Source organism: Streptomyces sp. NPDC020875, from assembly GCF_040641415.1.
Classification (GTDB): Bacteria; Actinomycetota; Actinomycetes; order Streptomycetales; family Streptomycetaceae; genus Streptomyces.
On the sequence record NZ_JBFADP010000067.1, the window covers coordinates 13,928 to 39,716 of the forward strand.

The following is a 25,789-nucleotide window of genomic DNA, read 5'->3' on the forward strand; positions in this document are numbered from 1 at the left end:
TTGAGCGGACGGTTCATGATCCCTGGCCTCCGAGACGGCGGGCCGCCGCAGGCTTCTGCATCGGCGGCCGGGCGGGCCTCTTCACCGCTGGGGCGGGGCAGCGGTTCAGGCGCACCAGCGTTCCGTCAGCTTCGGGAGGTAGGAACGGAGGAAGGTGTCGATCTCGGCGCGTTTCCTCACCCCTGACTGAGCCTCGCCGGACCCGACACGGAAGGTGAGTTCCATCACCAGATGCGTGTACTTGCCCGTCTTGCTCTCCGGTGAGTCGTACTGAGTCTGGCCGGGCCGGGGACGGCAGCTCATCCGGACGGCGGCGCCGTTCTCCGCGATCCCGGCGCTGGTGACGTTGCGGCCCAGAGACACCCTTCTCAGGTCGTTGTACTTGTGGGCGGCTTCCTTGGCGATGTCGAATTCTCCGTAACTCCGTATCAGCCAGACGTTCAGACCCCGCTTCTTGTCCACGGCCACCCGGCAACTTTGGGACGTGTCGTGGTGGGTGGCATCTCTACTGATCCTCTCCCGGATGGATTCGCCGGGTGCCAGCAGAGGCTTGAGGTCGGCGGCGACCACTGGGACCTCGCAAATGTTTTTCGGGATCGCGTAGTCGTAGCTGGGTCCGTCGTCGGAGCAGCCGACGAGGAGCAGTGCGGTGGCGGTGGCCAGAGCCCCGATCTTGAGCAGGCGGTTCACGATCCCTGACCTCCCAGGCGGCGGGCCGCCGCGTTTCCGTTATTGGCGGCGTCGTCGATCCGTTCGATCGATCGCCATTCATCCTCCGATTCCTTCACCATGGGGTTTTCATCCCGCCAGTGCTTGGCGATTCTGACGAGCCGTCCTTCCCGGTCCTCGCCCGTGGTCAAGTTCTCTCGGGCCCGATCGCCGTCGATACGTGCCGTCTCCTCCTCCAGCCACTTCGCCGTGAGGACGTCGATGCCGCGCTGGGCCGCGTCGCCGACGTGCGGGACGAAGTTCACCACCCCGCCCCAGGTGTGGTAGTCCCACTTGGCTTCCCAGGCCGCCTTGGTCTTGGCGTCCCCCGCGTCGATGTTGACCCCCTGGTAGCGGGCCTCCTCGAAGAAGCCGACCGTACGGCCGGCCCGGAGGAGTGGTTCGTCGTCGCCTTCCGCGCCCTTGTTGATGTCGTGGACGATCTCGCGGTTGATGCCGTCCTGGAGCGTGCCGTAGGCGAACGGGTCGCGCGATATCTGTTTCGACACCTCCAGCAGCTGTCCCCGGTCGAGAACGCCGTCGCCGGAGTAGTGGGCGCTGGCGGCGGCGTGTACGTCGTCTCCGTGGTTGCCGAGGACCACCGCCATCGGGGTGCGCAGGCTCGGCGGGAAGTCGTTGCCCTCGGCGGTCAGCTGCTCCATCGCCGCCCGGAACACCCGGTCGTTGGTCTCGGTGTGCGCGACATAGCCGCCGCTGGAGTTGTTCGGGTCGATACCGGTGGTCCCCGCGACGAGTGCCGCGCCGAGGCCGGACCTGGTGTCGGCGTCCTCGATGTCGGTGAAGCGCAGTGAGTCGCGGGGGTCCCCCCAGGGGCCGTCCGGGCCGGGCATGAACTGGTGGCTGTCCACCACTGCCCAGTCCCGTTCCCGGAGCAGGTACTCCAGCCTGCCGTTGCCTTCCTTCGTCCCGTTGTCCGGGTTCGGGTCGGACGCGGGGTCGAGGAAGGCGGCCGCGGCGGCCGGGTCCCTGCTCATGATCTCCAGGAGTCCGTCGACGGGATCGTTGGCGAACCAGTCGTCACGCGGTTCGACGAAGCCCCGCGGCAGGTCCCAGATGTCAGCGCCCCGGTCGGCCCGCTCGGCGGCGATCATGTCGTCGCCCAGCTCGTGCAGGAACCGGTCCGAGTAGCCCTCGCCGTGCCGCATCAGGGTGACCAGGGACTGGTAGCCCCTGATGTGGTCGCCGGCGCCGGCGCCGTCGCCGTCAACGGGATGCCGTTTCCGGCCCGCTTCCTTCAGGCCGTCGGTGAAGTCACGGGTGAACGGGGCCTTCGGGTCCCGGGTCGCCGTGGCGAGCGCGTCGGCCAGACCCCGTTGGGCGCTCAGATGGTGCTGCCGGTCGCCGGTGGCCGTGTCGTAGGCGAGGGTGTTGAGCTGGTTGGTCAGCCTGATGGTGCCCTCGGGGCCGATGTGGTTGAGCACGGTCCGGCTGAAGCCGGGGTCGTGGGCGTTGTCGCGCATCAGCCGCGCCCACTCCTCGGGGTCGGACGGCTGCCCGCCCGCCAGGATCAGATCCGCGTACCGCTGGGCGTGGCGGGCCTCGACCAGCTCGATGTCGCCCACGGCGGCGGCGTTGAATCCGCCGCCGCCCAGCGCCGTGTCGGCGACTCCGGCGAGGCCGCTCTTGATCCCGGCGGCGTCGCGGAGCGCCAGCCGGGCTCCCTCGTCCGCGTCGGCGACGGCCTGTACGGCCCCGGCCACGGCGGCCGTCCAGCTCGCCTCCAGCGCCGCGCGCCGGGACGCGTCGAGTACGCCGTCCCCGCGTGCCTCGCGCCGGGCGGTGTCGAGACGGGCCTTCCCGGAGCCGTCGATATGGATATCGGCCTCCTTCGCCGACTCCACCAGCCGTTTGACCGCCTGGACGCGTTCGGTGAGCTGGCCGTGGATATCGCGGAGGATGGCCGCGACGGCGCGGGCCTGGACCGCTCCCGCCTCGAACTGTTTCCGGGTGGCTTCGAACTGGTCGTCGGCGGCGTCGGCGCTGATCCCCACCCACTCGCTGCCGCGGGCGACGTTCCGGACGTTCGACCGGTAGGCCCCCTCCAACTGATCGAAGCTCGCCGCCATCTCGTCCCAGGAGCCCGCGGCGGCGGTCAGCGGATTCAACCGGACGGTGACGACGTCCTGATAGGTGAGCACTCCTCTACTCCTTCGACTCTGCCCGGCGCGGGGTCGCCGCGGTCGGCAGGGGATGGTGTACGGCGGGGTCAGACATCACGGCGCGGGTCCGGGGCAGGGCTGTCGATGCGGGCCAGGGCGCTCCGCACGCCGTGGTCGATGTACTGGAAGTCCCGTCTCGTCAGGCCGAGCGCCGCCTGGTCCCGCGCGAGCCGTGCCTGGAGGCTCTTCACCTGGAGGGCCCACTTGGCGTGGGCGTCCTTCAGCCCGCTCCCGGTCTGCCACTCCTTGAACTCGCGCTCCGCCGCGTCGGTGTTCTCGTCGGCGCGCACACCGGCCTTGTCGAGGCCCGGACGGATGCGCTGCGACAGGGCGTTGACGGCGTCCCGCTTGCCTCTGCCGGTGGTCTTCAGATCGGCAGCGTCCGGTCCGGCGCTGTTCAGTCTCGTCCCGCCGTCCCGGCGCGCCGCGGCGTCACCGCTGATCCGATTCCACTCGTCCCAGGTCATGGGCCCTCCCGTCGGGTCAGGTCGCATTGTGATCATCACCCAATCACAACGGGTGGTACGCGTTCGAATCCATGCGGTGACGGGAGATTCCGGACGGCCGGACCGGGGCGGCGGTCTGCTCGATCTTGGTCCGGGGCGGACCGGTCGGCGCGGGACCCCGTATCCGAGGAAACGACGAAGCCCGGGTCGGAGACGTCCGGCCCGGGCATGGAAAGAGCCCCCTGTCGGATTCGAACCGACGACCTACGCATTACAAGTGCGTTGCTCTGGCCAGCTGAGCTAAGGAGGCATCGACAGCGGGGCTGACCCCGTGCGGAGGTTCCACTGTACACAGCGGGGGAGAGGCGGCGGCGGGGTCCGGGGATCACCGGAGTCGGGGGTGGCGAGGGGTGCGGGGAAGTCGTGTATCTCAGTTCGATACCACTACTGACAGAAGAGACGTCCCCGGGGTAGCGTCACCAGCAGTCCGCGCGAGTGGACTACACCAATTCCTTTTACTCGGATCGTCCGGCACGTTCCTGCCGGTGAGGGGAGACGCGTCATGGCGTCCGTAACGTTCGACAAGGCGACCCGGCTCTACCCGGGGGCCACCACGCCCGCCGTCGACCAGCTGGAGATCGAGATCGCGGACGGGGAGTTCCTCGTTCTCGTCGGTCCCTCCGGCTGCGGTAAGTCGACGTCGCTGCGGATGCTCGCCGGTCTCGAAGAGGTCAACGGCGGTGCCATCCGGATCGGTGACCGGGACGTCACGCATCTGCCGCCGAAGGACCGGGACATCGCGATGGTGTTCCAGAACTACGCGCTCTACCCGCATATGTCGGTCGCCGACAACATGGGCTTCGCGCTCAAGATCGCCGGGGTCAGCAAGGCCGAGATCCGGGCGAAGGTCGAGGAGGCGGCGAAGATCCTCGACCTCACCGCGTACCTGGACCGGAAGCCGAAGGCGCTCTCCGGCGGTCAGCGCCAGCGCGTGGCGATGGGCCGGGCCATCGTGCGGGAGCCGCAGGTCTTCCTGATGGACGAGCCGCTGTCGAACCTCGACGCCAAGCTCCGGGTCTCCACCCGTACCCAGATCGCGTCCCTCCAGCGCCGGCTGGGGATCACCACGGTCTACGTCACCCACGACCAGACCGAGGCCCTGACCATGGGTGACCGGGTCGCCGTGCTCAAGGACGGTCTGCTCCAGCAGGTCGACACCCCGCGCAACATGTACGACCGGCCGGCCAACCTGTTCGTCGCCGGGTTCATCGGCTCGCCCGCGATGAACCTGGTCGAGGTGCCGATCATCGACGGCGGAGTCAAGTTCGGCAACAGCGTCGTCCCGGTCTCCCGTGACGCGCTGACCGCCGCCGCCAACCGCGGCGACAAGACCGTTACCGTCGGTATCCGCCCCGAGCACTTCTCCGTCGTCGAGCTCAACGGCGGTGTCGCCAAGTCCCTCTCCAAGGACTCCGACGACGCGCCCGCCGGGCTCGCGATCTCCGTCAACGTCGTCGAGGAGCTGGGTTCCGACAGCTTCATCTACGGCACCGCCCGGGTCGGCGGCGAGGACAAGGACTTGGTGGTCCGGGTCGACGGCCGCTCCACCCCGGAGAAGGGCGCCGAGCTGCACGTCGTGCCGCGCCCCGGTGAGCTGCACGTCTTCGCCACCTCCAGCGGTGAGCGCCTCACCGACTGACGCGCGCCGCGCCGACCGGCGCGGACGGTCCTCGCGTTGACGGAACGGCCCCGGGTCCCCCGGGGCCGTTCCGCCGTGTCAGGGCCCGGGGCGCGACCGGTCCGGTGGCCGGTCCGATTCGAAAGCTTTCCTAGAACCTTCTGCCGGGCTTCCCCCGGGGGGGTGACGAAATGTCGCCAAATCATCACTGCCCGCTACGCTCGCTCGCGTGACTCACTCCGCACGGCGTATCGGCCGTTCCCTCGCCTTCGTCCTCCCCGTCGTCATGGTGCTCTCCGGAACCCTCGCCGTCACGAGCGTCCCGTGGGCGGGCCCGTCCGACTCCCGGATGCTCACCGCCTCGTCGCAGAACGTTTCGGTGCCCGCCCCGGTCCGCGCCCCGCAGGACGTGCTGCGGGACCGGCTCGTCGCGGAGCTCCAGGAGAAGGACCCGGGTACCGTCCTCACCCGGCTCCAGCGCGAGGTCGAGGCGCGGCCCTCCCTCGCCCGGCACTGCACGGGCATCGCCCGCGCCCTCGGCCGGGCCGCCGTCGAACGGCTCGGGCCCACCAAGGCGCAGCAGTTCTCCAAGCCCGTCTGCGACACCTCCTTCGCGGCCGGTGTGGCCCAGCGGGCCCAGGGGAGCTGAACCGGGCCCGCCCGGGGAAGCCGTGGCTCCCCCCGGGGTCCGTCGCGCACCGGTCCGCATAAGGTTCGGGGCATGCATATGCCCACGTATCCGACGCAGGCCGTCGTCCTGGCCGGTGGCCAGGGGTCGCGGCTCCGCCCGTACACCGACGACCGTCCCAAGCCGATGGTCGAGATCCCGGGAACCGGGACCCCGATCATCGGCCATCAGCTGGCCTGGCTGGCCGCCGAGGGCGTGACCGATGTCGTCGTCTCCTGCGGCCATCTCGCCGAGGTCCTCCAGAAGTGGCTGGACTCCACCGAACTGCCCCTCTCCGTCACCACCGTCGTGGAGACCGAGCCGCTGGGGCGTGGTGGCGGGCTGAAGTACGCCGCCGCGCATCTGCCCCACCCCGACCAGCCCTGGTACGCCACCAACGGCGATATCTGGACCCGGTTCTCGCTCCGCGACATGGCCGCGTTCCACACCGAGCGCGATGCCACCGCGACCCTCGCCCTGGCCCGCCCCCGGATTCCCTGGGGCGCCGTCGAGACCGACGCGTTCGGGCACATCACGGACTTCATCGAGTCCCCGCCGTCGCCGTTCCTGATCAACGCGGGTGTCTACGTCTTCTCCGCCGCCTTCCGCGATCTGCTGCCGGACGTCGGCGATCACGAGCGCACCACGTTCCCCGGCCTCGCGCGCGAGCGGCGGCTGGCGGGCTTCCCGCTGCCCCAGGGCGCGTACTGGCGGGCCATCGACACCGCGAAGGACCTCACCGAGGCCGCGAAGGAACTCGCCGGACAGGGCGGATAGTTCCGGTCCGGCCGGATTTTCGCGGCGGGTCTGCGGCGGGTCTGCTGCGGGCCGTGGCGGGTCCGTTTCCGTCGTACGGTTCCGGTCCGCGCGCCGGAAGGGGAGGCCGCCGCGCGGCTCCGGAGCCGTAACGCCACCGGGATGCGTCAGGCGCGGCCCGATATCCGGTCCGCCAGTCGCGCCATCCGGTCCGTCTCGGCCGAGCGCGCCGCCGACTCGCGGCGGTCCGCGCCCCGGTACGCCGCGTACAGCGCCCGGACCCCGAGCCAGCGCAGCGGCTCCGGCTCCCACTTGCGCACCTTGTGCCCCACCCACGGCAGGGCCGTCAGCTCCGTCGCCCCGGCCTGGCCCGAGTCCCGCTGGATCAGGTCCCGCAGGGTGCGGGCGGCGAGATTGGCGGCGGCCACCCCGGAGCCGACATAGCCGCCCGCCCAGCCGAGGCCCGTCGAACGGTCCAGGGTGACCGTGGCGCACCAGTCGCGCGGCACGCCCAGCACCCCCGACCAGGCGTGGTCGATCCCGGCCCGGGCCGCCTGCGGGAAGAACCCCAGCAGGATGTCGTGGAGCGCGGCGACCGTGGCCGGCTGCGTACGGCCGTCTGAGTCGGTACGGGAGCCGTAGCGGTACGGCACTCCGCGCCCGCCGATCGCGATCCGGTCGTCCGCCGTCCGCTGCGCGTAGACATAGGCGTGCGCCATGTCGCCGAGGGTTTCCCGGCCGGACCAGCCGACGGCGTCCCAGAACTCCGCCGGAAGCGGTTCGGTGACGATCATCGAGGAGTTCATCGGGAGCCAGTCCCGGCGCCGCCCCTTGATCGTCGCGGTGAACCCCTCGGTACAGCGCAGTACATAGGGCGCGCGGACCGTGCCGTACGGCGTACTCGCGCGCTTGGGGCCGATCTCGGTGACCGGGGTCGACTCGTGGATCGTGACGCCGAGCGCCTCGACCGTCGTGGCCAGGCCCTTCACCAGCTTCAACGGGTCGATCCGGGCGCCGTGCGGGGTCCACGAGGAGGCGACGGCCCCGGCGACCCGGAGCCGTTCGGCGGTCTCCCGGGCGCCTCTCAGCACCCGGTCGGTCTCGCCGAACGCGACCTCGACGGAGTGGAAGTCCCGCAGCCGGGCCGCCTGGGCGGGGGAGCGGGCCACCTCGATCACCCCGCCCCGGTGGACATCGGCGTCGATGCCCTCGGCGGCGCAGACGTCGATCACCTCCGCCACGGCGTCGTTCATCGCCCGCTGGAGGCGGACCGCGGGCTCATGGCCGTGTCGGCGGGCGAAGCGGTCGCGGCCCGCTATGCCGTTGTAGAGCCAGCCGCCGTTACGGCCGGACGCGCCGTAGCCGCAGAACGCGGCCTCCAGGACGGTGATGTTGAGGAACGGCACCGCCTTCTTCAGGTAGTACGCCGTCCACAGCCCGGTATAGCCGCCGCCGACGATGCAGACGTCGGCCGTGCTGTCGCCCGGCAGTGGCTCCCGGGGAGCGGCCAGGCCGTTCCGGGCGTGCCAGAACGAGATAGCTCCGTTGATCGTGCCGCCCGTGCCGGCGCCCGTGCCCGTCGTCCTCATGTCGTCTGTCGTCCCTGGTCCTGGTCGTGCCGTTGGGTCGCTACGACTGTATGCAGCCGGGCCGCTCCGCGGGAGATCCGCGCGGGAGCCTGTGGACAACCGGTGGCGGCCGTCCTCCGGCGCCTGTGGAAAACCCGGGGCGGGGGCGGGGGCCGTGCGTACGATCGACCGCATGATCGTGGTTCCCGAGGCGCTGATCGCCTCGCACCGGGCACACGGCGGCGCCGCGTCCGCCGCGTTCATCGACGCGCTGCCCGCCCGCGCGGCCGAGTTCACCGAGCGGTGGGGGCTGCGCCCCGACGGCCCCCCGGCGCACGGGGTGGTCGCCCTCGTCCTGCCCGTGGTCCGGGCCGACGGCATACCCGCCGTGCTCAAGCTCCAGCCCGTGGACGACGAGACCGCCGGTGAACCGCTCGCCCTCCGCGCCTGGGACGGCGACGGCGCCGTACGGCTGCTGGATCACGACCCGGCGACCGGCACCCTGCTGCTGGAACGGCTGGACGCGGCCCGTCCGCTCTCCTCCGTCGCCGACCCGGACGAGGCGGTACGCGTCCTGGGCGCCCTGCTCGCCCGGCTGACCGACCGGCCCGCGCCCGCCGGGCTCCGACGGCTCGGGGAGCTGGCCGCCGCCATGCTGGACCGGGTGCCGGACGCCCTGGCCGGGCTCGCCGACCCGGCCGAGCGGCGGCTCCTCGCCGACTGCGCGGCGGCCGTCCGGGAGGTCGCGGACGAGCCGGGCGACCGGCTGCTCCACTGGGATCTGCACTACGACAACGTCCTCGCCGCCGGGCGGGAACCCTGGCTCGCGATCGACCCCAAACCGCTCGCCGGTGATCCCGGCTTCGAGCTGCTGCCCGCCCTGCTGAACCGGTTCGACCCGGAACCGGCGGTGATCCGGCGGCGGTTCGATCTGCTGACCGAGGCCCTGGGCACGGACCGGGAACGGGCCATGGCATGGACGCTGGGGCGGCTGCTCCAGCTCTGGCTCTGGGACCTGGAGGGCGATGATTCTCCGGACGATCCGGTGGACGACCCGGGTGACGAGGGGGAGTTGGACGAGCGGGCCGTGGCCGTCGCCCACGCCCTGCTCGGGCGGTGACCGGCGGATGAAACGCGGTGGCACGGGCCGGGCCGTCGCCGCATGCTGAGCCCATGATCCGTACCGCGACCCCCGCCGACGTACCCGATATCCACCGGATGATCCTGGCCCTCGCCGAGTACCAGGGCTACCGCGACGAGGTCGTGGCCACCGAGGAGCGGTTGCGGGCCGCGCTGTTCGGCCCCGCACCCGCCGTACACGCGCTGGTCGCCGTCGAAGGCCCGGGCGGTTCCGGCGAAGCCTCCGCCGATTCGCGGCCCGGCCCGGTCGGCTTCGCGCTCTGGTTCCCGACGTACTCGACCTGGCTCGGCGCGCCCGGCGTCTATCTGGAGGATCTGTATGTGGACCCGGCCCGGCGCGGCGGCGGACACGGGAAGGCCCTGCTCGTGGAGCTGGCCCGGATCTGCCGCGATCGCGGCGGGCAGCGGTTGGAGTGGTCGGCGCTGAACAAGCTGACCGAGACGGTGGCGTTCTACCGGTCCCTGGGCGCCCGCCCGCTGGAGGACAGCCGGGTGTTCCGGCTCACCGGCGGCGAGTTGGCGAAGCTGGCGGCGTACGAGCGGGCGTGACGGGGGTGGCCGCCGCCGGGCGACGGCCACCCCAGTCCCGTACACGGACCGTCCCGTACGCGAGCAATTCCGTACGCCGACCGTTCCGTACGAGAGCTGTCCTCGTCGCGGACCGGCCCGTACGCGAGCTGGCCCGTACGCCGACTGCCCTGGACGCGGAGCGTTCCGTACGAGGTCAGGGCACCAGGACGACCTTGCCGATGGTCCCCCTGGTCTCCAGCGCCCGGTGCGCGCGGGCCGCGTCCGCGAGCGGGAATCGGTGCACCGCCGGGAGGAGGCGGCCGGTCGCGACCTCGTCCAGCGCGCGGTCCTCCAGCCGCCGGATGTCGCCGCCGACGAGTTCCAGCATCTTCGGGCCGAGGACGTACACGGTCTCCACGCCCCGTTCGGCCTGCTCCTCCTCGGAGAGGAGCAGCGGTTCGCCGCCCTGGGCGCCGCGCTCGCCCGCCCAGCCGTAGACCAGATGACGGCCGCCCTTGCCGAGCAGATCGACCGCCGCCCGGCCGATGGTGCCGCCGACCGCGTCGAAGTAGACCGTGGCCCGCCGGTCGCCGAGATAGGCCCGGACCTCGTCCGGCCAGGTCGGGTCGGTGTAGTCGACGGCGATATCGGCGCCGTTGGCGAGGGTACGGGTCACCTTGCCGGGGCCGCCCGCGAGGCCGACGACGGTGGCCCCGGCGTTCTTCGCGTACTGGACGGCGAGGGTGCCGATACCGCCCGCGGCGGCCGAGACGATCGCGATCGAGTCCGGGCCCAGCTCCGCGAACTGGAGGATCCCCATCGCGGTCCGGCCCGTACCGATCATGGCGACGGCCTCCGCGTCGCCCACGGTCTCCGGCACCACCTGGAGCCGTTCGGCGTCGGTGACGACCTGCTCCGCGTAGCCGCCCGGGTTCATCCCGATATGGACGACGACCCGGCGGCCGAGCCACTTGGCGTCGGTGCCCTCGCCCAGGGCCTTGACCGTGCCCGCGACCTCGCGGCCCGGGATCGTCGGCAACGGGATCGGTTCGGGGTAGGGCCCTTGCTCGCCCTCGCGGAGCACCGTGTCGAGGAGATGGACCCCGGCCGCGGTGACCGCGATCAGAACCTGCCCGGGGCCCGGGACCGGGTCCGGGACCTCCTCGTACGTCAGGTTCTCGGCGGGTCCGAAGGCATGGAGACGGATGGCGCGCATGGTGGCCCCCTGGGGCTGCTCGAACTGGGCGGCGGTGGTACGGCTCCGCCGCGCGGGGTGCGGCCGGGTCCGTGCCGACAGGTCCGTACGGATCCGTCGGTACGGCTCCGGCCACCCCCTACCCTGTGACCTCAACCAAACTTGAGGTCAAGGGCCGCCCGGGCGCCCGCGCCCCGGTCCCGCCGCTGTGCGCCCAGCGCGCCGACCGCCAGCGGCGCGGCCGTCAGCCCACTGCCGAAGGCGACTTCCCCCAGCAGCCCGTCCGCCGCCACCTGATCACCCGCCAGGAACACCCCGTCGCCCCGGTCGACCGCCGGACGGTCCCGCCACGTCGTCCCGGGCGGGTCCACCGCGCCCGACCGGTCCTGCGCCAGCGCCGTCCGCCGCCAGGTCTCCCGCGCCCGCCAGCCGGGCAGCGCGACGCCCAGCACCCGCTCCGCGCGGGCCAGCCCCTCCGCCTTGCCCTCGTCCGGCCCGACCGGGAACTGCGCCTGGTACAGCGACTCGCCGCGCGGCGCGATCAGCGGCGAGACGGCCGAGAACCGCTCCACCCAGCCGGGCCGGTCGAGATCCGAGACGACGAACGGATCCCGGCGGTCCCGGCGTACCGCCAGATCCAGCAGCACCGTACGGCCGCCCGACCAGCGCAGGGAGTCGTCGCCGAGCAGTCCGCGCGCCGCCGCCAGGGATGTCGCGACGATCACCGGGCCCCGGTCGGCGGGCAGTTCGTCCACCCGGGCCGAGGTCTCGATCCGGACCCCGAGATCCCGCGCCCGCGCCGCCATCAGCTCCAGGACCTGGCCGAAGCCGCCCAGCGGATAGCGGACCCCCGGCGGCATCCCGGTCACCCGGCGGAACCGCCGGTGCACGAAGGCCGCCGAGAGCGAACCGGGGTCGTGGTGGAAGAGGGCGACGCCCATGAAGTTCGCCGTCGCCGCGGCCGCCGCCGGGCCCGCGGTCCGGGTCGCCCACTCCGTGTACGTCTCGTCCACCGGCGCCCCGCCCGCCGGGATCCGGGCCAGCCGCAGCAGCCCGCGCGGCGGCGTCCGGCGCAGCTCGCCCCCCTGGAGGAAACGGAGCCGGGTCGCGTCGGCGAACGGCACCCGCCCGGTCGGGCCGATCAGTCCGCGCCGCTTCAACCAGCTCCACATCGGCCCGGTGTAGAAGACATGCGGCCCCTCGTGGACCCGGTACGGCCCGTCGGAGATCCGGGCCCGGCCGCCGAGCGTGTGATGTGCCTCGTAGAGCGTGACCGGTGCCCCGGCCTCGGCCGCGGCGACCGCCGCGGTCAGCCCGGCGAGACCACCGCCGACGACGGTGACACGGTCACGGGCGGGTGTCGTCCCATGGGTACGGTGCGATGCGCTGGCGGTCATGATGGCCGTCCGTCCTTCCCCTTCGCGGCGGCGACACCCCTCGTCGGGGCGTCACCGGTCTGTCGAAGAGGGGACGAACGGCGGCCGTGCCTTTGTGACATCCCGCCGGAGGATCGGGAAAGCCGCAGGTCAGGCGGGTGGTGTCCGGGGGAAGCGGGCCTGAAGGTCCCAGACCACCGGATTGTCGGCCAGCGCCTCGTGCAGATCACAGAGATCCGCGATCACATCGTGCAGAAAGTCCCGGGCCTCGCGCCGCAGATCGGCATGGGGGAAGGACAGGGGCGCGTCCTCCAGCGGCTGCCAGTCCGCCGCGATGTCCACCCAGCCGAACCGCCGCTCGAACAGCAGCCGGTCCGTGGACTCCGTGAAGTCCAGCTCCGCCCGCTGCGGCTTCGCCGCCCGGCTGCCCATCGGATCCCGGTCGAGCCGCTCCGCCGTATCGCAGAGCGCCCACGCGAAATCGAGGACCGGCACCCATCCCCAGGCTGTGGACAGCTCCCGGTCGGCGTCCGTGTCGGCGAGATACACATCGCCGCAGAACAGATCGTGCCGAAGGGCCGACACGTCCGCACGGCGGTAGTCGGTCTGCGGGGGGTCGGGAAAGCGGCGGGAGAGCGAGTAGCCGATGTCGAGCACCCGCCGATGGTGTCACGCCTCCCGCTGTGGGGTGCGCCGCGGCCTCCGGCTCCCGCGCCCGGAGGGCCCTGTGCCTCGGGAGGCCGCTGCTCCCGGGAGCCCCCTATGCCTCGGGGGCCCGCTGTGCCCGGAGCCGCTGTGGCCCGGGAACCCGGGGTGCCGCGCGCCTTGGCTTTTGGCGGCGGGGTGGCCCCCAGCGCCTTGGCTCTCCCGGGCACCGCCCCAAACCCGGGCCGCGTCCGGCGGCCTGGTGTTGTCGGCGGTCCGTACCACCGTCGTGGTTGTTCGCGCAGTTCCCCGCGCCCCTGGTTGCCCGTCTCAACGCTCTCGTGGAGGAGACGGGCCCCTCTTGGGGGCGCGGGGAACTGCGCGACAAGCCAGTCACCGGGGCGCGGGTGGGCCGGGAAACATCAGGTGGCACCATCCATCCCCCCGGGACGGGCTCCGGCGCCAGGAACCCCGCAGCGGGAGGCGCCCCCGCGGCGGCTACGCCAGGTCTCCACCCATGTCGACCCATCCCTCGTGCCAGGCGTGGCCCGTGGCGGGGCCCGTCTGCCAGGTGTGGGTGGCGCGGCCCTCCGGGGTGCGGGCGAAGACGGACAGGTCGCCGCCCGGGTTGAGGACGACCGACGGGTCGGCGGCGATTCGGCCGCCGAGCGGGGTCCAGGCCGACCAGGGGCCGCCGGTGCCGGTCTGCCAGCGGTGGTGGAGCGCCCCGTCCGTGCCCCGGGCGAACAGCACCATTCCCCCGTCGCGCCCCACCAGCACCGTCGGGCGGTCGACGATCGCGCCTTCCATGTCGACCCATCGCTCGTGCCAGGCGTGGCCCGTGGCGGGGCCGGTCTGCCAGGTGTGGGTGACCCGGCCGTCGGGGTCGCGGGCGAAGACCGACAGGTCGCCGCCCGGGCTCAGGACGACCGCCGGATCACTGGTGAGCCGACCGCCGAGCGGGGTCCAGGCCGACCAGGGGCCGCCGGTGCCGGTCTGCCAGCGGTGGTGCAGTGCCCCGTCCGTGCCCCGGGCGAACAGCACCATCCCGCCGTCCCGGCCCACGACGACGACCGCACGGCCCACCACCGAACCCTCCATGTCGGCCCAGGACGCGTGCCAGGCGTGGCCCGTGGCCGGGCCGGTCTGCCAGGTGTGGGTGACCCGGCCGTCCGGGTCGGGGGCGAAGACGGACAGGTCGCCGCCCGGGCTCAGGACGACCGCCGGGTCTCCGGCGAGGCGTCCGCCGAGGGAGACCCAGTCGGGCGCCCATTCCCCGGCTTCGGACTGCCAGGTGTGCCAGAGGGCTCCGTCGCCGCCTCGGACGAACGCCGCGAGTTTCCCGTACCGCCCGACGAGGACGTACGGCCGCCCGACCGCGCCGGGCGCGGGGCGGCCCAGGCCGGTCCATTCGGACCAGGCGCCGCCGGGCGCGTTCTGCCAGCGGTGGACGATCCCGCCGGACGGGTCGGTGGCGGCGACGACCATGCCCGAGCCGTGGTCGACGAGGGTCGGCACCCCGACACTGACCCGTGCCGGGCCCCGCGACGGCCCGGGGCGCCGGGTCCACCAGGTGGTCTCCTTGCGGGCGCCCGGCCAGCCGAAGCTGAGGTGGACGTGGTCGGTGTGGGGGTTGGGGCCGGAGTACGCCGTCCAGCCCCGGTCGGCGCGGTACGCCTCCCAGATCCGGCGGTTCCAGATGATGTACATGATCCCGAGGCGGCGGGCCAGCGCGTGCCGGTTGCCGTGCCGGTCGGTGGCGAGGAGCCAGTCGAGTACCTCGCCCGCGATTCCGGCCTGGGTGGCGGCGCTGACGCCCCAGTCCCAGGCGCGGCCTTCCTTGTGCTCGCTCTGGCCGCCGCTGCCGCACGCGCGGCTGATGCCCATATTGGTGGTGGAGGGGTACGTGGCGAGAACGAGGTCCTTGAACTCGGCGACGCCCGGCTTGGCGGCCGGGTCGCAGGTCCGCTGTCCCTGGTAGGCGGCGTAGTCGTCGATTTCGGGACCGAAGTCCGGTGTGGTGGGTGGCACGGTACGGCTCCTGCCTGTCTCTCGTACGAAGCGCGTACGGCATGCGTACGACGTGTACGAAGCGGGGGGTTGTCACTCCTTGGGGTTGGGCACGCCCGTGCCCGACCCGCCCGACGCCGTCGTTCCGTAGCGTCACGGCCGGACGGAGCGGCGTCGCACCCAGGGTTTCGGCCTCCGGGGCGGCAGATGAAGGAGGTGACTGTCGCCTTGCCGGACGGGAACCGGGAAACAGCGGCTGACCTGCGGATCGTCCCCGGGCCTTCGCCGCGGGGCGAGGAGGGTTTCGGGTCCCTGCTGCGGCGGCTGCGGACCGAACGCGGTCTCTCACTCGCCGATCTCGCCGCCCGCGCGCACTACAGCCGGGGTTACATCAGCAAGGTCGAGACCGGCCAGAAGCCCGTCACCCATGGCTTCGCGCTCTGCTGTGACCAGGCGCTGGCGGCGGGCGGTCGGCTGGTCGCGCTGGCTCCGGCGCCGGGTGCGCCGGGCCGGGGCACGGGCCCCTGTCCGTATCCGGGGCTCGCGGCCTTCCGGGTAGAGGAGGCGGGGTGGTTCTTCGGCCGGGAGCGGGTCACCGCCGAACTCGTCGCGCGGCTCGCGGAGAAGCTGCGACCGTACGGGGCGGGCGCGGACCGGGAACGGACGGGCCCCGCCGTCCCGGCCCCCCGCACCGACAGCCCCGACCGCGCCGACGGCACCGACCACGCCGACGGCACCGGCCACGCCGGGGAGCCCTGCGGTCCCGTGATCGTCGTCGGCCCTTCCGGGGCCGGGAAGTCGTCACTGCTGCATGCCGGTTTGCTGCCTGCCGTGGCCCGGGGCGCCCTGCCCGCCGCCGGTTCCCGCGAGTGGCCGGTGGTCACCCTCACCCCCACCGCGCACCCTCTGAGGGCCTTGGCGCGGGCGGTCGCGGACACCCGCGACCGCGGCACCGCCGCCAGCACCGGCACTGCCACCAGCACCGGCACCGCCACCGGCACCAGTTCGGGCGGCACGCGAGGACCCGGACTCGGTCTCACCCCCGACGCCGCCCTCCGCGCGCTCCACGACGGCACGTTCCCGGCGGCGGTACGGGACGCCCTGCGCACCCGCCCGGACCGCAGTCCCGGACTGCTGATCGTCGCGGACCAGTTCGAGGAGGTCTTCACCCTCTGTCCTGACCCGGCGGAACGCCGCCGGTTCATCGCCGCCCTCTGCGACCCGGCCCTCACCGCTCACCGCGTACTCGTCGTACTCGGGATCCGGGCCGACTTCTACGGCCGGTGTCTGGAGCACCCCGAACTCGTCGCGGCCCTGCGCCACGGCCAGTTGCCGCTCGGCCCGATGAGCCCCGCCGAACTGCGTACGGCGATCACCGGCCCCGCCGAGCGGACCGGGCTGACCCTCGAACCCGGTCTGGTGGAGGTGCTGCTGAGGGACGCCGGGGTGGACGACGGCCACCCCGGCGCCGGTAGCGGCGGCGGCCCCGGCGGCGCCCACGCCCTGCCGCTGACGGCCCACGCCCTGCTGACGACCTGGCAGCAGCGGGACGACGAGGACCGGATGACGGTGGCCGCGTACCAGCGCACCGGCGGGATCCGGGGCGCGGTCGCGGCCAGTGCCGAGCGGGTCTACGGGCGCCTCGGCGCGGCGGACCGCGCGACCGCGCGCCAACTCCTGCTGAGCCTGGTGAGAGTGGGCGAGGCGGCAGGGATGGGCGAGGCGGGAGACGGTACGCAGAACAGCGGCGGGCATCACGACACCCGCCGCCGGGTGGGCCACGACCGGCTGCGGTCACCGCTGCCCGACCCGGACGGCGCCGACGGCGTACTGGCCGCCTTCGCCGATGCCCGGCTGCTGTCGCTCGGCGCGCAGGGCGTGGAGCTGACCCATGAGGCGCTGCTGTACGCCTGGCCCCGGCTGCGGGCCTGGATCGACGCGGACCGGGACCGGCTCCGGGGCCGTCAGCGGCTGGTGGAGTCGGCGGAGGTGTGGGAGAGGTCGGGCCGGGACCCGGCGCTGCTCTACCGGGGCGCCCAGCTCGAACTCGCCGTCGAGTGGACCGCCCCGGCCAGTCCCGACACCCGGGGCACTCCCGAGGCCCGTTTCCTCGCCGCGTCCCTCGCCCACCGCGCCGCCGAGGCCGCCGCGCGCCGCCGCCGGACCCGCAGGCTCCGCCGACTCGTCTCGGCGCTCTCCGCCCTCTCCGTCCTCACCTGCGCCGCCACGGCCTTCGCCCTCTTCCAGCGGTCCGCCGCGATCGCCGAACGCGACGCCTCCGCCGCCCAGGTGGCCGTGGACCAGGCCGAACGGATGCGCCAGGTCGACCCGTCGCAGGCGATGCGGCTGAGCCTGGCCGCGTACCGCCTGGTCCGTACGCCCGCGACCCGGGGCGCGCTCCTCGCCTCATCCGGCAGCCTCTACTCCACCCGGGCCGGACAGCACCACTGGACCGTCAACCGGCTCGCCTTCACCGGGAACACCCTGGTCAGCGCGGGCGACGAAGGGACGGTACGGCTGACCGACACTCGGGATTCCAGCCGTCCCCGGACGACCGCCGTCATCCAGGAGCCCCGGCCGGGGACGCGTACCGCGATCAGCTCCGACGGCCGGCTGCTGGCCTCCGGCGGCGACGACGGCGTGGTCCGGGTCCGGGTCCTGGACGCCGGGCGGCGGCTCGACTACGCCGTCCCGACCGGCGCGCCCGTCCGCGCCCTGGCGTTCCATCCGCGCGGGCACACCCTCGCGGTCGGCGGCGACGACGGCTCCGTACGGGTCTGGGGGCTCGACACGACCGGGGTCCACTCGCCCCGGAGCGCGCGGGCCCGCGACGCCCATCGCGGACCGGTCAACGCGATCGCGTTCCGCCCCGACGGCGACACCCTCGCCTCCGGCGGCGACGACCGCACGGTCCGGCTGTGGCGGCTGCCGTTCCGCTCCGGCCCGCTGCGCCCGGCGGGGGTGCTCGACGGGCATCGCGCCCAGGTCCGTACGGTCGCCTTCGCACCCGACGGAAAACTGCTGGCCAGCGGTAGTTTCGACCGTACGGTACGGCTCACCCCGCTCACCGACCCGGCGCCGCCGCCGGACCACGACGCCCGGAACCCGTTCCGTCTCACGCCCGACCCGGTACCCGGCCGGGCCCGGCAGCTCACCGGCCACCGGGGGCTGATCAACAGCGTCGCGTTCCGGGCCGACGGGCGGCAGCTCGCCAGCGCCGCCGACGACCAGACGACCCGGCTGTGGGATGTGGCGTCGGGCCGTCAGACGCTCGCCCTGCCGCAGCCGAATCCGGTGCGTTCGGTGGCGTACGGGCCCGGCGGCCGGACGCTCGCCACCGGCGACGACGAGGGGCGGCTGCTGCTCTGGCATCTGCCGCCGCCGGTACTGCTCGGGCCGCCGGGCGGCGTCCCGGTCGTCCACGCCCCGCCCGGACCGTACGCCGGACGGCTGCTGGTCACCGGCGGCGGGGACGGCACCGTACGGCTCTGGCGTACGGCGGGCGGCGGGCCCGCCGGGGGGCCGGACGCGGAACGCCCCGTCGCCGTACTGCGCGGCCACACCCGGGCGATCACATCCCTGCACAGCGACGGATCCGGCCGGCTGCTGGTCTCCGGCAGCGACGACGGGACGGCCCGGCTCTGGGACATCCGCGACCCGGCCCGCCCGGTCGCCCTCGGCCGGATCGACCAGCACCGGGACATGGTGTACGCGACGGTACTCAGCCGGGACGGCGAACTCCTCGTCACCGGCGGCGAGGACCACCGGGCCCGGGTCTGGGACGTCTCCGACCCGCGCCGCCCGCTCGCCCTCGCGACCCTCAACCGGCACACCGACCGGATCAACGGCCTCGCCCTCGGCGGCCCCGGCGACCGTACGCTCGCCACCGTCGGCGGCGACTACCAGGCCCGGATCTGGGACCTGCGCGACCCCCGGCGGCCCGTGCCGCGCGCGGTGCTGCCGCATCCGAACCAGGTCAACCGGGCCGCGTTCTCGCCCGACGGCCGGTATCTGGCCACGACCAACGACGACCGCCGGGTCCGGCTGTGGGACCTCACCGACATCGAGGGACCCGACCCGGCGCCGGTCTCCGTACTCGTCGGCCACCGGGAGGCGTCCCGCGAGGTCGCGTTCTCACCGGACGGCGGCACACTGGTGACGACCAGCGACGACCGTACGGCCCAGCTCTGGCAGGTCACGGACCCGGCCCGGCCGGTCCCGCTCACCCCGCTGTCCGGCCATACGGCCCCGGTGACGGGCGCCGCGTTCGCCCCGGACGGCCGGTCCCTGGTGACCTCGGGCCCGGACTCGGCGATCCGCTTCTGGAGCCACGACATCGCGTCGGTGATCGACCGCGTCTGCGCGCTGGACGGCCCGGGCCTGAGCCGCGCCGAATGGCCGGAACACTTCCCCTCCCAGCCCTTCCGCGAATCCTGCCCACCCTGACGACGACGCCCTCGGCTCCGCCGGACCGGCTGAACCGGCTGAACCGGTCGGACCGGCCGGGCCTCGCGCCCGGCGACCCGGCGTCGTTCGCGGTCCGCGGACCGCCCGTGACTGATCGCGCAGTTCCGCGGAATCGCGCGGCAGACCACGGACGGCGCGCGGTCGAGACACCTCCGGAGGACGCGCCGTCCCCGCCCCGGCGTCTCCGGAGCCCGAGGCCGACGGCCCCGCAACAGGGGCCGTTAGGGTGATGGGACGTAGAAAGCGCAGATCACCAGGGGGACGAACCGTCGATGACACACGCCGCCGAGACGTTTCAACCCTTGCAGCCCGACGATCCCCGGCTCGTCGCCGGGTATCGGATCGCCGCCCGGCTCGGTGCCGGTGGCATGGGGCGGGTGTATCTGTCGCACACCGACGGCGGTCGCCCGGTCGCGATCAAGGTGGTGCGGCCGGAGCTGGCCGACGCCCCGGCGTTCCGGCAGCGGTTCCGGCGGGAGATCACCGCCGCGCGCCGGGTCCGGGGCGCGTACACCGCCGAGCTGATCGACGCCGACGCGGACGGTACGCCGCCCTGGCTGGCCACTCTCTATGTGCCGGGACCGTCCCTGACCGAGGCCGTCACGCGGCGCGGCCCGCTGCCGCCGCGTGCGGTGTTGTGGCTGATGGCGGGGGTGGCCGAGGCGCTGGAGGCCATTCACGCGGCGGGGATCGTGCACCGCGATCTGAAGCCGTCGAACGTGCTGCTGGCGGCCGACGGGCCGAGGGTGATCGACTTCGGTATCTCGTTGGCGTCGGATGTGACGTCGCATACGGTGACGGGTTCGGCGGTGGGCACCCCGTCGTTCATGGCACCCGAGCAGGCGTCGGCCGGGGACGTCACGGCGGCGACGGATGTCTTCGCGCTCGGGCAGACGGCGGCGTTCGCGGCGCTCGGTGAGCCGCTGTACGGCGACGGCCCCTCGGTCAGCGTGCTGTACCGGATCGTGCACTCGAAGCCCGACCTTTCCCGGCTGCCCGAGGAACTGCGGCCGTTGATCGCCCGCTGTCTCGCCGCCGAACCGGCGGACCGGATCACTCCGGCGGAGATCGTCGCCTGGTGCCGCCGTCATCTGGCGGACGGCGGGGAAGACGGGGGCGGTCCGGCGGTGTGGCGGGAGGTGGCCGGTCCCGAGGTGACGGTCCCGGCGCCGGTGGCGCAGGAGACGGCCGTCGGCACGCTGCCGTTCGGTGTCCACCCGCCGACCGTGCGGCCGACGATCGTGGACGACGAGGGCGCGCGCAAGGCCCGTCGCCGCCGGACGGCGCTCTTCACCGCCGCGTCGGTCACCGCCGGTGGTCTGCTGCTCGGGGGCATGATCTGGGGCGGCTACCAGACGCTGGACCGGCTCAAGGACCAGGAGCGGAAGGAGTCCGCGTCCCAGCAGTCGGCCGGTTCGCAGGGCACCGGTTCCCGGGACACGGCCGCCACTCGCGGACCCGGCACCGGCACGGGGTCCGGGTCGGGGTCCGGGCCCGGCGATACGGCTGAAGGCGGCGCGACCGCCCGGGACACCGGGTCCGCCCCGGCCGGGGAGAACGCGACCACCGGCACCGGGATTCCGGGCTGGGAGCGGGAGAACACGACGGGGCAGCCGAGACCCCGGGCATACGTCTCTCAGATGTTCGGCCTCAAGAACTCGGTGAGCCTGACCGATCCGGTCAGCCGCGAGGACCGCAAGGGCGACCTCCGGCTGAGCTGCCGGTCGGCCGGCTGCGAACTGGAGAGCCGGGAGAGCGTCCTGATGCGGATGTACGGGGACCCGGGCGCGGGCCCGGAGCAGTGCCGCCTCTTCCTCGCCAACTCCAAGAACAAGCAGGTGCCGCTCGCGGCGGTGGCGGCCGGTACCGAGATCTGCGTCAAGCATCCCTCGGGGGATGTCGCCGTGCTGGTGGTGGGCGTGAAGTCGACGGCCATGCCGAGCCTGGCGTTCATGAACGCGGATATGACGGTCTGGCGGGCGGCGCGGACATAGCCCCGCGCCCGGCCCCCGCGTCCGGCCCCAGGCTCCCGTCCCCGCCCGTCACTACTCGCCCACGGTGACCGACTTCAGCGCGCCCAGCGCCGTCACCGGCAGCAGGAAGCCGCCGCGCCCCTCCTGCCAGCGCGCCACCACGATGCCCGCGAGCGCGCCCGTACTGGTGAACGCGGGCGCCCCGCCGAGCCCGTTGACGATGTCCCCGGCGACCCGCAGCCGGTCGCCGGTCCGGCCGGTGAGGTCCAGCAGACAGGAGAACCGGCCGTTGGCGGCATAGGCGCTGACCAGCAGCTGGCGGCCGGGGGTGAACCGTCCGTCGATCCGCAGCGGGGTGTCCGGGAGGGGCACCGGCGAGTCGAGCCGGAGTACCGCGAGCGGCGCGCTGCCCTCGTACAGGGACTCCTGAGTCGTCTCGGCCGTGATCTCGACCGGGGTCGCCGATACCCGCTCCCCGGTGGCCGACCGTACCGTCGGAGCGTCGGAGGCGTTCCGGAGCTGCTGGAGCACATAGCTGACCGTCACCACCGTGGTGGGGTCGACCAGCAGCCCGTTGCCGAGATGCCGTTCGCCGTCGGAGATCCGGACGCTCCGGGCGAAGACGAACTCCTCGTCGACCTGCCAGCCGTCGGAGGAGACGTAGCCGTTGTAAACGACCTGCTGTACGTCGCCGGAGACGGCCGACCACGTCGTACCCGTACGGGCCGCCCGGCCGGAGCCCTCGCCGTCGGGGCCCTCGCCGTCGGAGCCTTCGCCGCCGGGCCCGGAGCCCCGTACCGCCTCCGGCAGCCGGCCCCGAGCCTCCCCTTCCCCCCGGTCGGCGTCCTCGTCTTCGCCTTCGGCCTCGGCGAGCTGGCGTTCCAACTGCTCGCAGCGTTCCTCCGCCCGCTGGTGCAGCGCCCGGACCCGGGTCAGCTCCTCCTCCAGCTCGTGGATCTCCGCCCGCAGCCGCGTCGACTCGTCCGACAGGTCCGACGAGGCCGCCGGGTCAGGCGCGTCCGAGGGCGCGAAGGACGCCGCTTGGAGTTCCCGGAACCGTATCTGAAGGTCCCGGAGCCGCTGTTCGCGGTCGTGCAGGGTGTCCTCCAGCCAGCGCTCCCGGGTGGCGGCGCGCTGGGCCTCCCGGTCCGCGTCGGCCAGCTTCCGCTCCAGCAGCCGGGCCCGGTGGACCGGGCTCCGGCCGCTCTCCAGAGCCGAGTTGTAGAGGCCCTTGAAGAGTTCGAGGGCGTCCTGTGTGGGGACGGCCCCGCGCCGTTCGGCCACGTCGTGCAGCAGATGGAGGACGAACTCCCACGGCGGTACGCGGCGTCCGCCCAGATAGCGGGAGACGGTGGCGGAGTCGTAGGAGCGGCGGGCCGCGTACCGCCGGATGGAGACGCCCAGATCGGCGAACAGGTCCCGTAACGCGCCCGCCAGCGCCGCGACCTCGGGCGCCGTCTCGTCGTCCATCGGCTTGAGTTCGGTCATGGTGTCGCCGTCGCCCCCGTCCTCGCCGCGCCCCGGCCGGGTGCTGCCGATCGGTCGGCAGCACCGTTGCGCCTGCCGCAGCACCCCGCCGTTCCGCGAGTCTGGAGCCATCGTCCCAGACACCGCGTACCAGGAATCAGGAACGGGGACATCGCCATGTCTCGTCACCACCGCCCGCCCGGCACCCGCCCGGTCTGCGGCGCCCCGCAGGGCCGGTGCCGCCATACGCACGGGGAGGGGTGAGCCCGTACGCGTAAGCAGGCATACGGCCCGCCCTCGATGGAGCGCCCGGAACGGAGCGTTCAGAGCCCGAGCCGGATCGGTTCCGCCGGGGCGCCGTCGGCCAGCAGCGCCGTCAGCGGGGTCGCCAGATCGCGTGGGGCGAAGAGATCCGTACCGTCGTACGAGGCGATCTCGCGCAGCGGCCACCACCGCAGCTCGGTGACGTTCTCGGCGGCGAGTTCGGCCGCCGACAGCGTGCCGCGCGGCTCGAACGCGGTGGTGCGGACCAGGAAGAAGTCATTGATCACACCGTCGTGCCGGCTGGCGTGTCCCGGCGCCACGACCTCCTGGTGCCAGACATGCGGGGGCTCGCCGTCCACCGCGAGTCCGACCTCTTCCCGCAGCTCGCGGCGGAGCGCTTCGAGCAGGCTCTCACCGGGCTCGATCTTCCCGCCGGGGGCCGCCCAGACCACGGTCCCCGGCGGTTCGCGGATCGCGAACCGGCAGAGGAGGACGCGTTCGTCCTCGTCGACGATCAGGGCACGGGCGGCATGGCGCAGCTTCACACGCGCCATCCGATCACGCCCGCCGCCCGCCGTCATCCCCCTTCCCGCTCCCGCTGCCGCTGCTACTGATGGCCAGCTCGCACCGCCCGTCGTCCCCGCAGCGCCGCCGCAGCCGCCCCCGGGACAAGGTCTGCGCGAGACCGACCGCCCAGCACATCGGGCAGCCGCGCAGTGCCAGCAGCCCCACCGGGGCCAGCAGCAGACTCCACAAGCCGAGGAGCGGCAGCAGCAGTACGGACCCGGCCAGCGCGCCGAACCCGGCAGCGCCCCGGGCCAGATGGCGGGGGACCGTACGGCTGGAGAAGTCCCCCTTCCGCCGCTCGTCGCCGTCAGACACCGGGGCCACCCTCCCCTTCGAGCGACTGGCGTACGGCGGCCCTGGCCCGGTGCAGCCGGGACTTCATCGCCGAGGTGCTCAGCCCGAGGGCGTCGGCGGTCATCCGTCCGCTGTACCCCTGCACGTCCCGCATGATCAGCACCCGCCGCTGGTCGGCCGGGAGTTCGGAGATGGCCCGGGCGACGAGTTCGGCCTCCAGCCGTCGCAGTACGTCCTCCTCGAACGACGGAACGGGCGCGTCGTCGGGTACGGGCCCTGGCCCCCGGACCATCAGCCGCGCCCGGCGCAGACACTCGTTCCGGACGATCCGGAACATCCAGGAAGCCAGCGCGCCCGACGCCCGCAGCATCCCGATCTTCCGATAGAGGATGATCAGCGCCTCCTGGGCGGCGTCCTCCGCGTCCTGCGGGGTGGCGCACAGGGAGTGCGCGAACCGCCGTACGTGCGGATGCGAGCCGGTCAGCAACGCGGCGACGGCCTCCTCGTCGCCGTCCCGGGCGGCGTCGACCAGCCGCGCGCCGGGCCAGCCGGGGTCAGCCACGACCGCTCCCCTTCCGCCGCAGCCGCAGGAAGAACACGCAGGAGCAGACGAGTACCGCCGCGCCGCCGATGACGAGTGCCGTGACCATGACCACCTCCGGTTCCGTACGGACCGTGCGCCCGTACGCCCATGAGAGGCACGCCGCCCGGGGAAGGATTCAACCCGGCTCGTGACGGACCCGGCGGCGCGGGGAGACGCAGGTCACATCGGGCCCTGTCACATTCCCGGGCTCCACCGAGTCATGTGTGTACAGGCACGACGACGACAGAGGAGCACATGATGGAAGCCCGGCTGAACCTCTTCGGCAGCCCCGTCGCGGCAAAGACCCTGAAGCACCTGGTGAGCGCGGGCAAGGCGATCACCCCGGCGGATCTGTCCGTCACCCTCCAGGAACTGGTCAGGATTCGCGTCAGCCAGATCAACGGCTGCGGGATGTGCCTCGACATCCACACCAAGGAGGCCATCGCGGCCGGTGAGGACCCGACCCGTCTCCACCTCGTCGCGGCCTGGCGCGAGGCCACCGTCTTCACCGACGCGGAGCGCGCCGCCCTCGAACTCGCCGAGGAGGGCACCCGGATCGCCGACGCGGGCGGCGGCGTCTCCGACGAGGTGTGGGCCAACGCGGCCAAGCACTTCGACGAGGAGCAGCTGGCGGCGCTGGTCGGCACGATCGCCCTGATCAACGCTTTCAACCGGCTGAATGTCATCCTCCGCCAGCCGGCGGGCGACTACTACGTCGGCCAGTTCGGCTGAGCCGACCACCCGCCTCGCGGCCCCCACCCGGAGGCCGCCGCCATGCCCCCGGCGGCGGTCTCCCGGGGCCACTCGGCGCTCCGGGTGTTTCAGGTGACGGTGGTACGGATCGCCTTGCGGGCGTCGGCCTCCACGGCCAGGGGGTCGGCTCCGGCGGCGATCCGGCGGAAGGCTTCGACCCGCCAGTCCCGGGGCAGCCGCAGAATCCGCCGCGCCAGCTCGGGAGCGTCGACCGTGCGCAGCTCCGCGTACCCCGGCATCGGCGGCGGCGCCCCCTTCCCCGCGTACGCGACCGCCACGCCGACGACCTCGGCGACGCTCAGCCGCCCCCGGACCCGTACCCCGTAACGGGCTTCGCGCAGGACGGCCGCCCGCCAAGCGGCCGGGAGCCCGGCCCACCGGTCCAGTAAGCCGACGGCGGCCTCGGCGTCCCCCGTACGACCCGGATCGGCCTCCGGCCACCGCGACGCCCCGGCGGGGTCGCAGAGCGCGGCGAAGTACGCCACATCCATCACCAGCGCCGCGATCCCGGGCCCGTACTCCTCCGCCCGCTCCCCGTGCGG

Annotated in this window: 20 protein-coding genes, 1 tRNA gene and 1 pseudogene; 8 read left to right on the forward strand and 14 right to left on the reverse strand. The window is 73.4% G+C overall.

Going from position 1 to position 25,789, the window contains the following annotated elements; all coding sequences use genetic code 11:
* Positions 1 to 105: 105 nt before the first annotated feature.
* From AB0G74_RS29745 to AB0G74_RS29760, 4 genes are all read right to left on the reverse strand, one after another.
* The gene (locus AB0G74_RS29745) at positions 106 to 690 is read right to left on the reverse strand and encodes a hypothetical protein (RefSeq protein WP_361152432.1); all 585 of its coding nucleotides are present in this window, start codon (positions 688 to 690) and stop codon (positions 106 to 108) included.
* Positions 687 to 2,867: a hypothetical protein gene (locus AB0G74_RS29750; RefSeq protein WP_361152435.1), complete on the reverse strand. Its 2,181-nt coding sequence runs from the start codon at positions 2,865 to 2,867 to the stop codon at positions 687 to 689. The genes AB0G74_RS29745 and AB0G74_RS29750 overlap by 4 nt, the downstream gene beginning before the upstream one ends.
* A gap of 68 nt (positions 2,868 to 2,935) precedes the next feature.
* Positions 2,936 to 3,355 carry a hypothetical protein gene (locus AB0G74_RS29755; RefSeq protein ID WP_361152437.1) on the reverse strand — a complete coding sequence of 140 codons (420 nt, stop codon included), beginning with the start codon at positions 3,353 to 3,355 and terminating at the stop codon, positions 2,936 to 2,938.
* A gap of 215 nt (positions 3,356 to 3,570) precedes the next feature.
* Positions 3,571 to 3,644, reverse strand: a tRNA-Thr gene (locus AB0G74_RS29760).
* Positions 3,645 to 3,896: 252 nt separating this feature from the next.
* Here AB0G74_RS29760 and ugpC point away from each other — a divergent pair.
* The 3 genes from ugpC to AB0G74_RS29775 all read left to right on the forward strand — a co-directional run bounded on the left by ugpC (position 3,897) and on the right by AB0G74_RS29775 (position 6,456).
* Positions 3,897 to 5,033, forward strand: coding sequence for a sn-glycerol-3-phosphate ABC transporter ATP-binding protein UgpC (gene ugpC / locus AB0G74_RS29765; protein ID WP_361152440.1), 1,137 nt, complete (start codon positions 3,897 to 3,899; stop codon positions 5,031 to 5,033).
* A 208-nt stretch (positions 5,034 to 5,241) separates the two neighbouring features.
* Positions 5,242 to 5,661 (forward strand): hypothetical protein, encoded by a 420-nt coding sequence (locus tag AB0G74_RS29770; protein WP_361152443.1) that lies wholly within the window; start codon positions 5,242 to 5,244, stop codon positions 5,659 to 5,661.
* Between the two features lie 78 nt (positions 5,662 to 5,739).
* On the forward strand, positions 5,740 to 6,456 hold the full coding sequence (locus tag AB0G74_RS29775) for a nucleotidyltransferase family protein (RefSeq protein ID WP_361152483.1): 717 nt from the start codon (positions 5,740 to 5,742) through the stop codon (positions 6,454 to 6,456).
* A gap of 146 nt (positions 6,457 to 6,602) precedes the next feature.
* On the opposite strand, the gene AB0G74_RS29780 is transcribed toward AB0G74_RS29775, so the two are convergent.
* Positions 6,603 to 8,024 carry an FAD-dependent oxidoreductase gene (locus AB0G74_RS29780; RefSeq protein ID WP_361152446.1) on the reverse strand — a complete coding sequence of 474 codons (1,422 nt, stop codon included), beginning with the start codon at positions 8,022 to 8,024 and terminating at the stop codon, positions 6,603 to 6,605.
* Positions 8,025 to 8,196: 172 nt separating this feature from the next.
* Between AB0G74_RS29780 and AB0G74_RS29785 the strand changes: the two genes are divergently transcribed.
* Complete coding sequence (locus AB0G74_RS29785) at positions 8,197 to 9,123, forward strand: aminoglycoside phosphotransferase family protein (protein WP_361152448.1); 927 nt, start codon at positions 8,197 to 8,199, stop codon at positions 9,121 to 9,123.
* A 53-nt stretch (positions 9,124 to 9,176) separates the two neighbouring features.
* Positions 9,177 to 9,692 (forward strand): GNAT family N-acetyltransferase, encoded by a 516-nt coding sequence (locus AB0G74_RS29790; RefSeq protein ID WP_361152451.1) that lies wholly within the window; start codon positions 9,177 to 9,179, stop codon positions 9,690 to 9,692.
* Between the two features lie 175 nt (positions 9,693 to 9,867).
* On the opposite strand, the gene AB0G74_RS29795 is transcribed toward AB0G74_RS29790, so the two are convergent.
* The 4 genes from AB0G74_RS29795 to AB0G74_RS29810 form a co-directional block, all read right to left on the reverse strand.
* Positions 9,868 to 10,869, reverse strand: coding sequence for a zinc-binding dehydrogenase (locus tag AB0G74_RS29795; RefSeq protein WP_361152453.1), 1,002 nt, complete (start codon positions 10,867 to 10,869; stop codon positions 9,868 to 9,870).
* Positions 10,870 to 11,000: 131 nt separating this feature from the next.
* Positions 11,001 to 12,245, reverse strand: coding sequence for an FAD-dependent oxidoreductase (locus tag AB0G74_RS29800; protein WP_361152456.1), 1,245 nt, complete (start codon positions 12,243 to 12,245; stop codon positions 11,001 to 11,003).
* 129 nt (positions 12,246 to 12,374) lie between these two features.
* Entirely contained in the window at positions 12,375 to 12,881 is a 507-nt protein-coding gene (locus AB0G74_RS29805; RefSeq protein ID WP_361152458.1) for a hypothetical protein, read from the reverse strand.
* A gap of 486 nt (positions 12,882 to 13,367) precedes the next feature.
* Positions 13,368 to 14,900, reverse strand: a complete 1,533-nt coding sequence (locus tag AB0G74_RS29810) for a hypothetical protein (protein WP_361152461.1) — start codon at positions 14,898 to 14,900, stop codon at positions 13,368 to 13,370.
* Positions 14,901 to 15,095: 195 nt separating this feature from the next.
* On the opposite strand from AB0G74_RS29810, the gene AB0G74_RS29815 reads away from it, so the two are divergent.
* The gene (locus tag AB0G74_RS29815; protein WP_361152464.1) at positions 15,096 to 19,325 is read left to right on the forward strand and encodes a helix-turn-helix domain-containing protein; all 4,230 of its coding nucleotides are present in this window, start codon (positions 15,096 to 15,098) and stop codon (positions 19,323 to 19,325) included.
* A gap of 293 nt (positions 19,326 to 19,618) precedes the next feature.
* Positions 19,619 to 21,340 (forward strand): serine/threonine-protein kinase, encoded by a 1,722-nt coding sequence (locus AB0G74_RS29820; protein ID WP_361152466.1) that lies wholly within the window; start codon positions 19,619 to 19,621, stop codon positions 21,338 to 21,340.
* 51 nt (positions 21,341 to 21,391) lie between these two features.
* Here the strand turns inward: AB0G74_RS29820 and AB0G74_RS29825 are convergent, their stop codons facing one another.
* From AB0G74_RS29825 to AB0G74_RS29840, 4 genes are all read right to left on the reverse strand, one after another.
* Positions 21,392 to 22,918: a hypothetical protein gene (locus AB0G74_RS29825; protein ID WP_361152469.1), complete on the reverse strand. Its 1,527-nt coding sequence runs from the start codon at positions 22,916 to 22,918 to the stop codon at positions 21,392 to 21,394.
* A 191-nt stretch (positions 22,919 to 23,109) separates the two neighbouring features.
* Positions 23,110 to 23,604, reverse strand: a complete 495-nt coding sequence (locus AB0G74_RS29830; protein ID WP_361152472.1) for an NUDIX domain-containing protein — start codon at positions 23,602 to 23,604, stop codon at positions 23,110 to 23,112.
* Positions 23,605 to 23,608: 4 nt separating this feature from the next.
* Positions 23,609 to 23,932, reverse strand: a complete 324-nt coding sequence (locus AB0G74_RS29835; RefSeq protein ID WP_361152475.1) for a hypothetical protein — start codon at positions 23,930 to 23,932, stop codon at positions 23,609 to 23,611.
* Positions 23,925 to 24,473, reverse strand: a complete 549-nt coding sequence (locus tag AB0G74_RS29840; protein ID WP_361152478.1) for an RNA polymerase sigma factor — start codon at positions 24,471 to 24,473, stop codon at positions 23,925 to 23,927. Before AB0G74_RS29840 ends, AB0G74_RS29835 begins: the two co-directional genes overlap by 8 nt.
* A 279-nt stretch (positions 24,474 to 24,752) precedes the next feature.
* On the opposite strand from AB0G74_RS29840, the gene AB0G74_RS29845 reads away from it, so the two are divergent.
* A complete protein-coding gene (locus AB0G74_RS29845; protein ID WP_361152480.1) occupies positions 24,753 to 25,226 on the forward strand; it encodes a carboxymuconolactone decarboxylase family protein in 474 nt (157 codons plus the stop codon).
* Between the two features lie 89 nt (positions 25,227 to 25,315).
* Here AB0G74_RS29845 and AB0G74_RS29850 read toward each other — a convergent pair.
* Positions 25,316 to 25,789: pseudogene (locus AB0G74_RS29850) on the reverse strand (hypothetical protein); the annotation flags it as partial.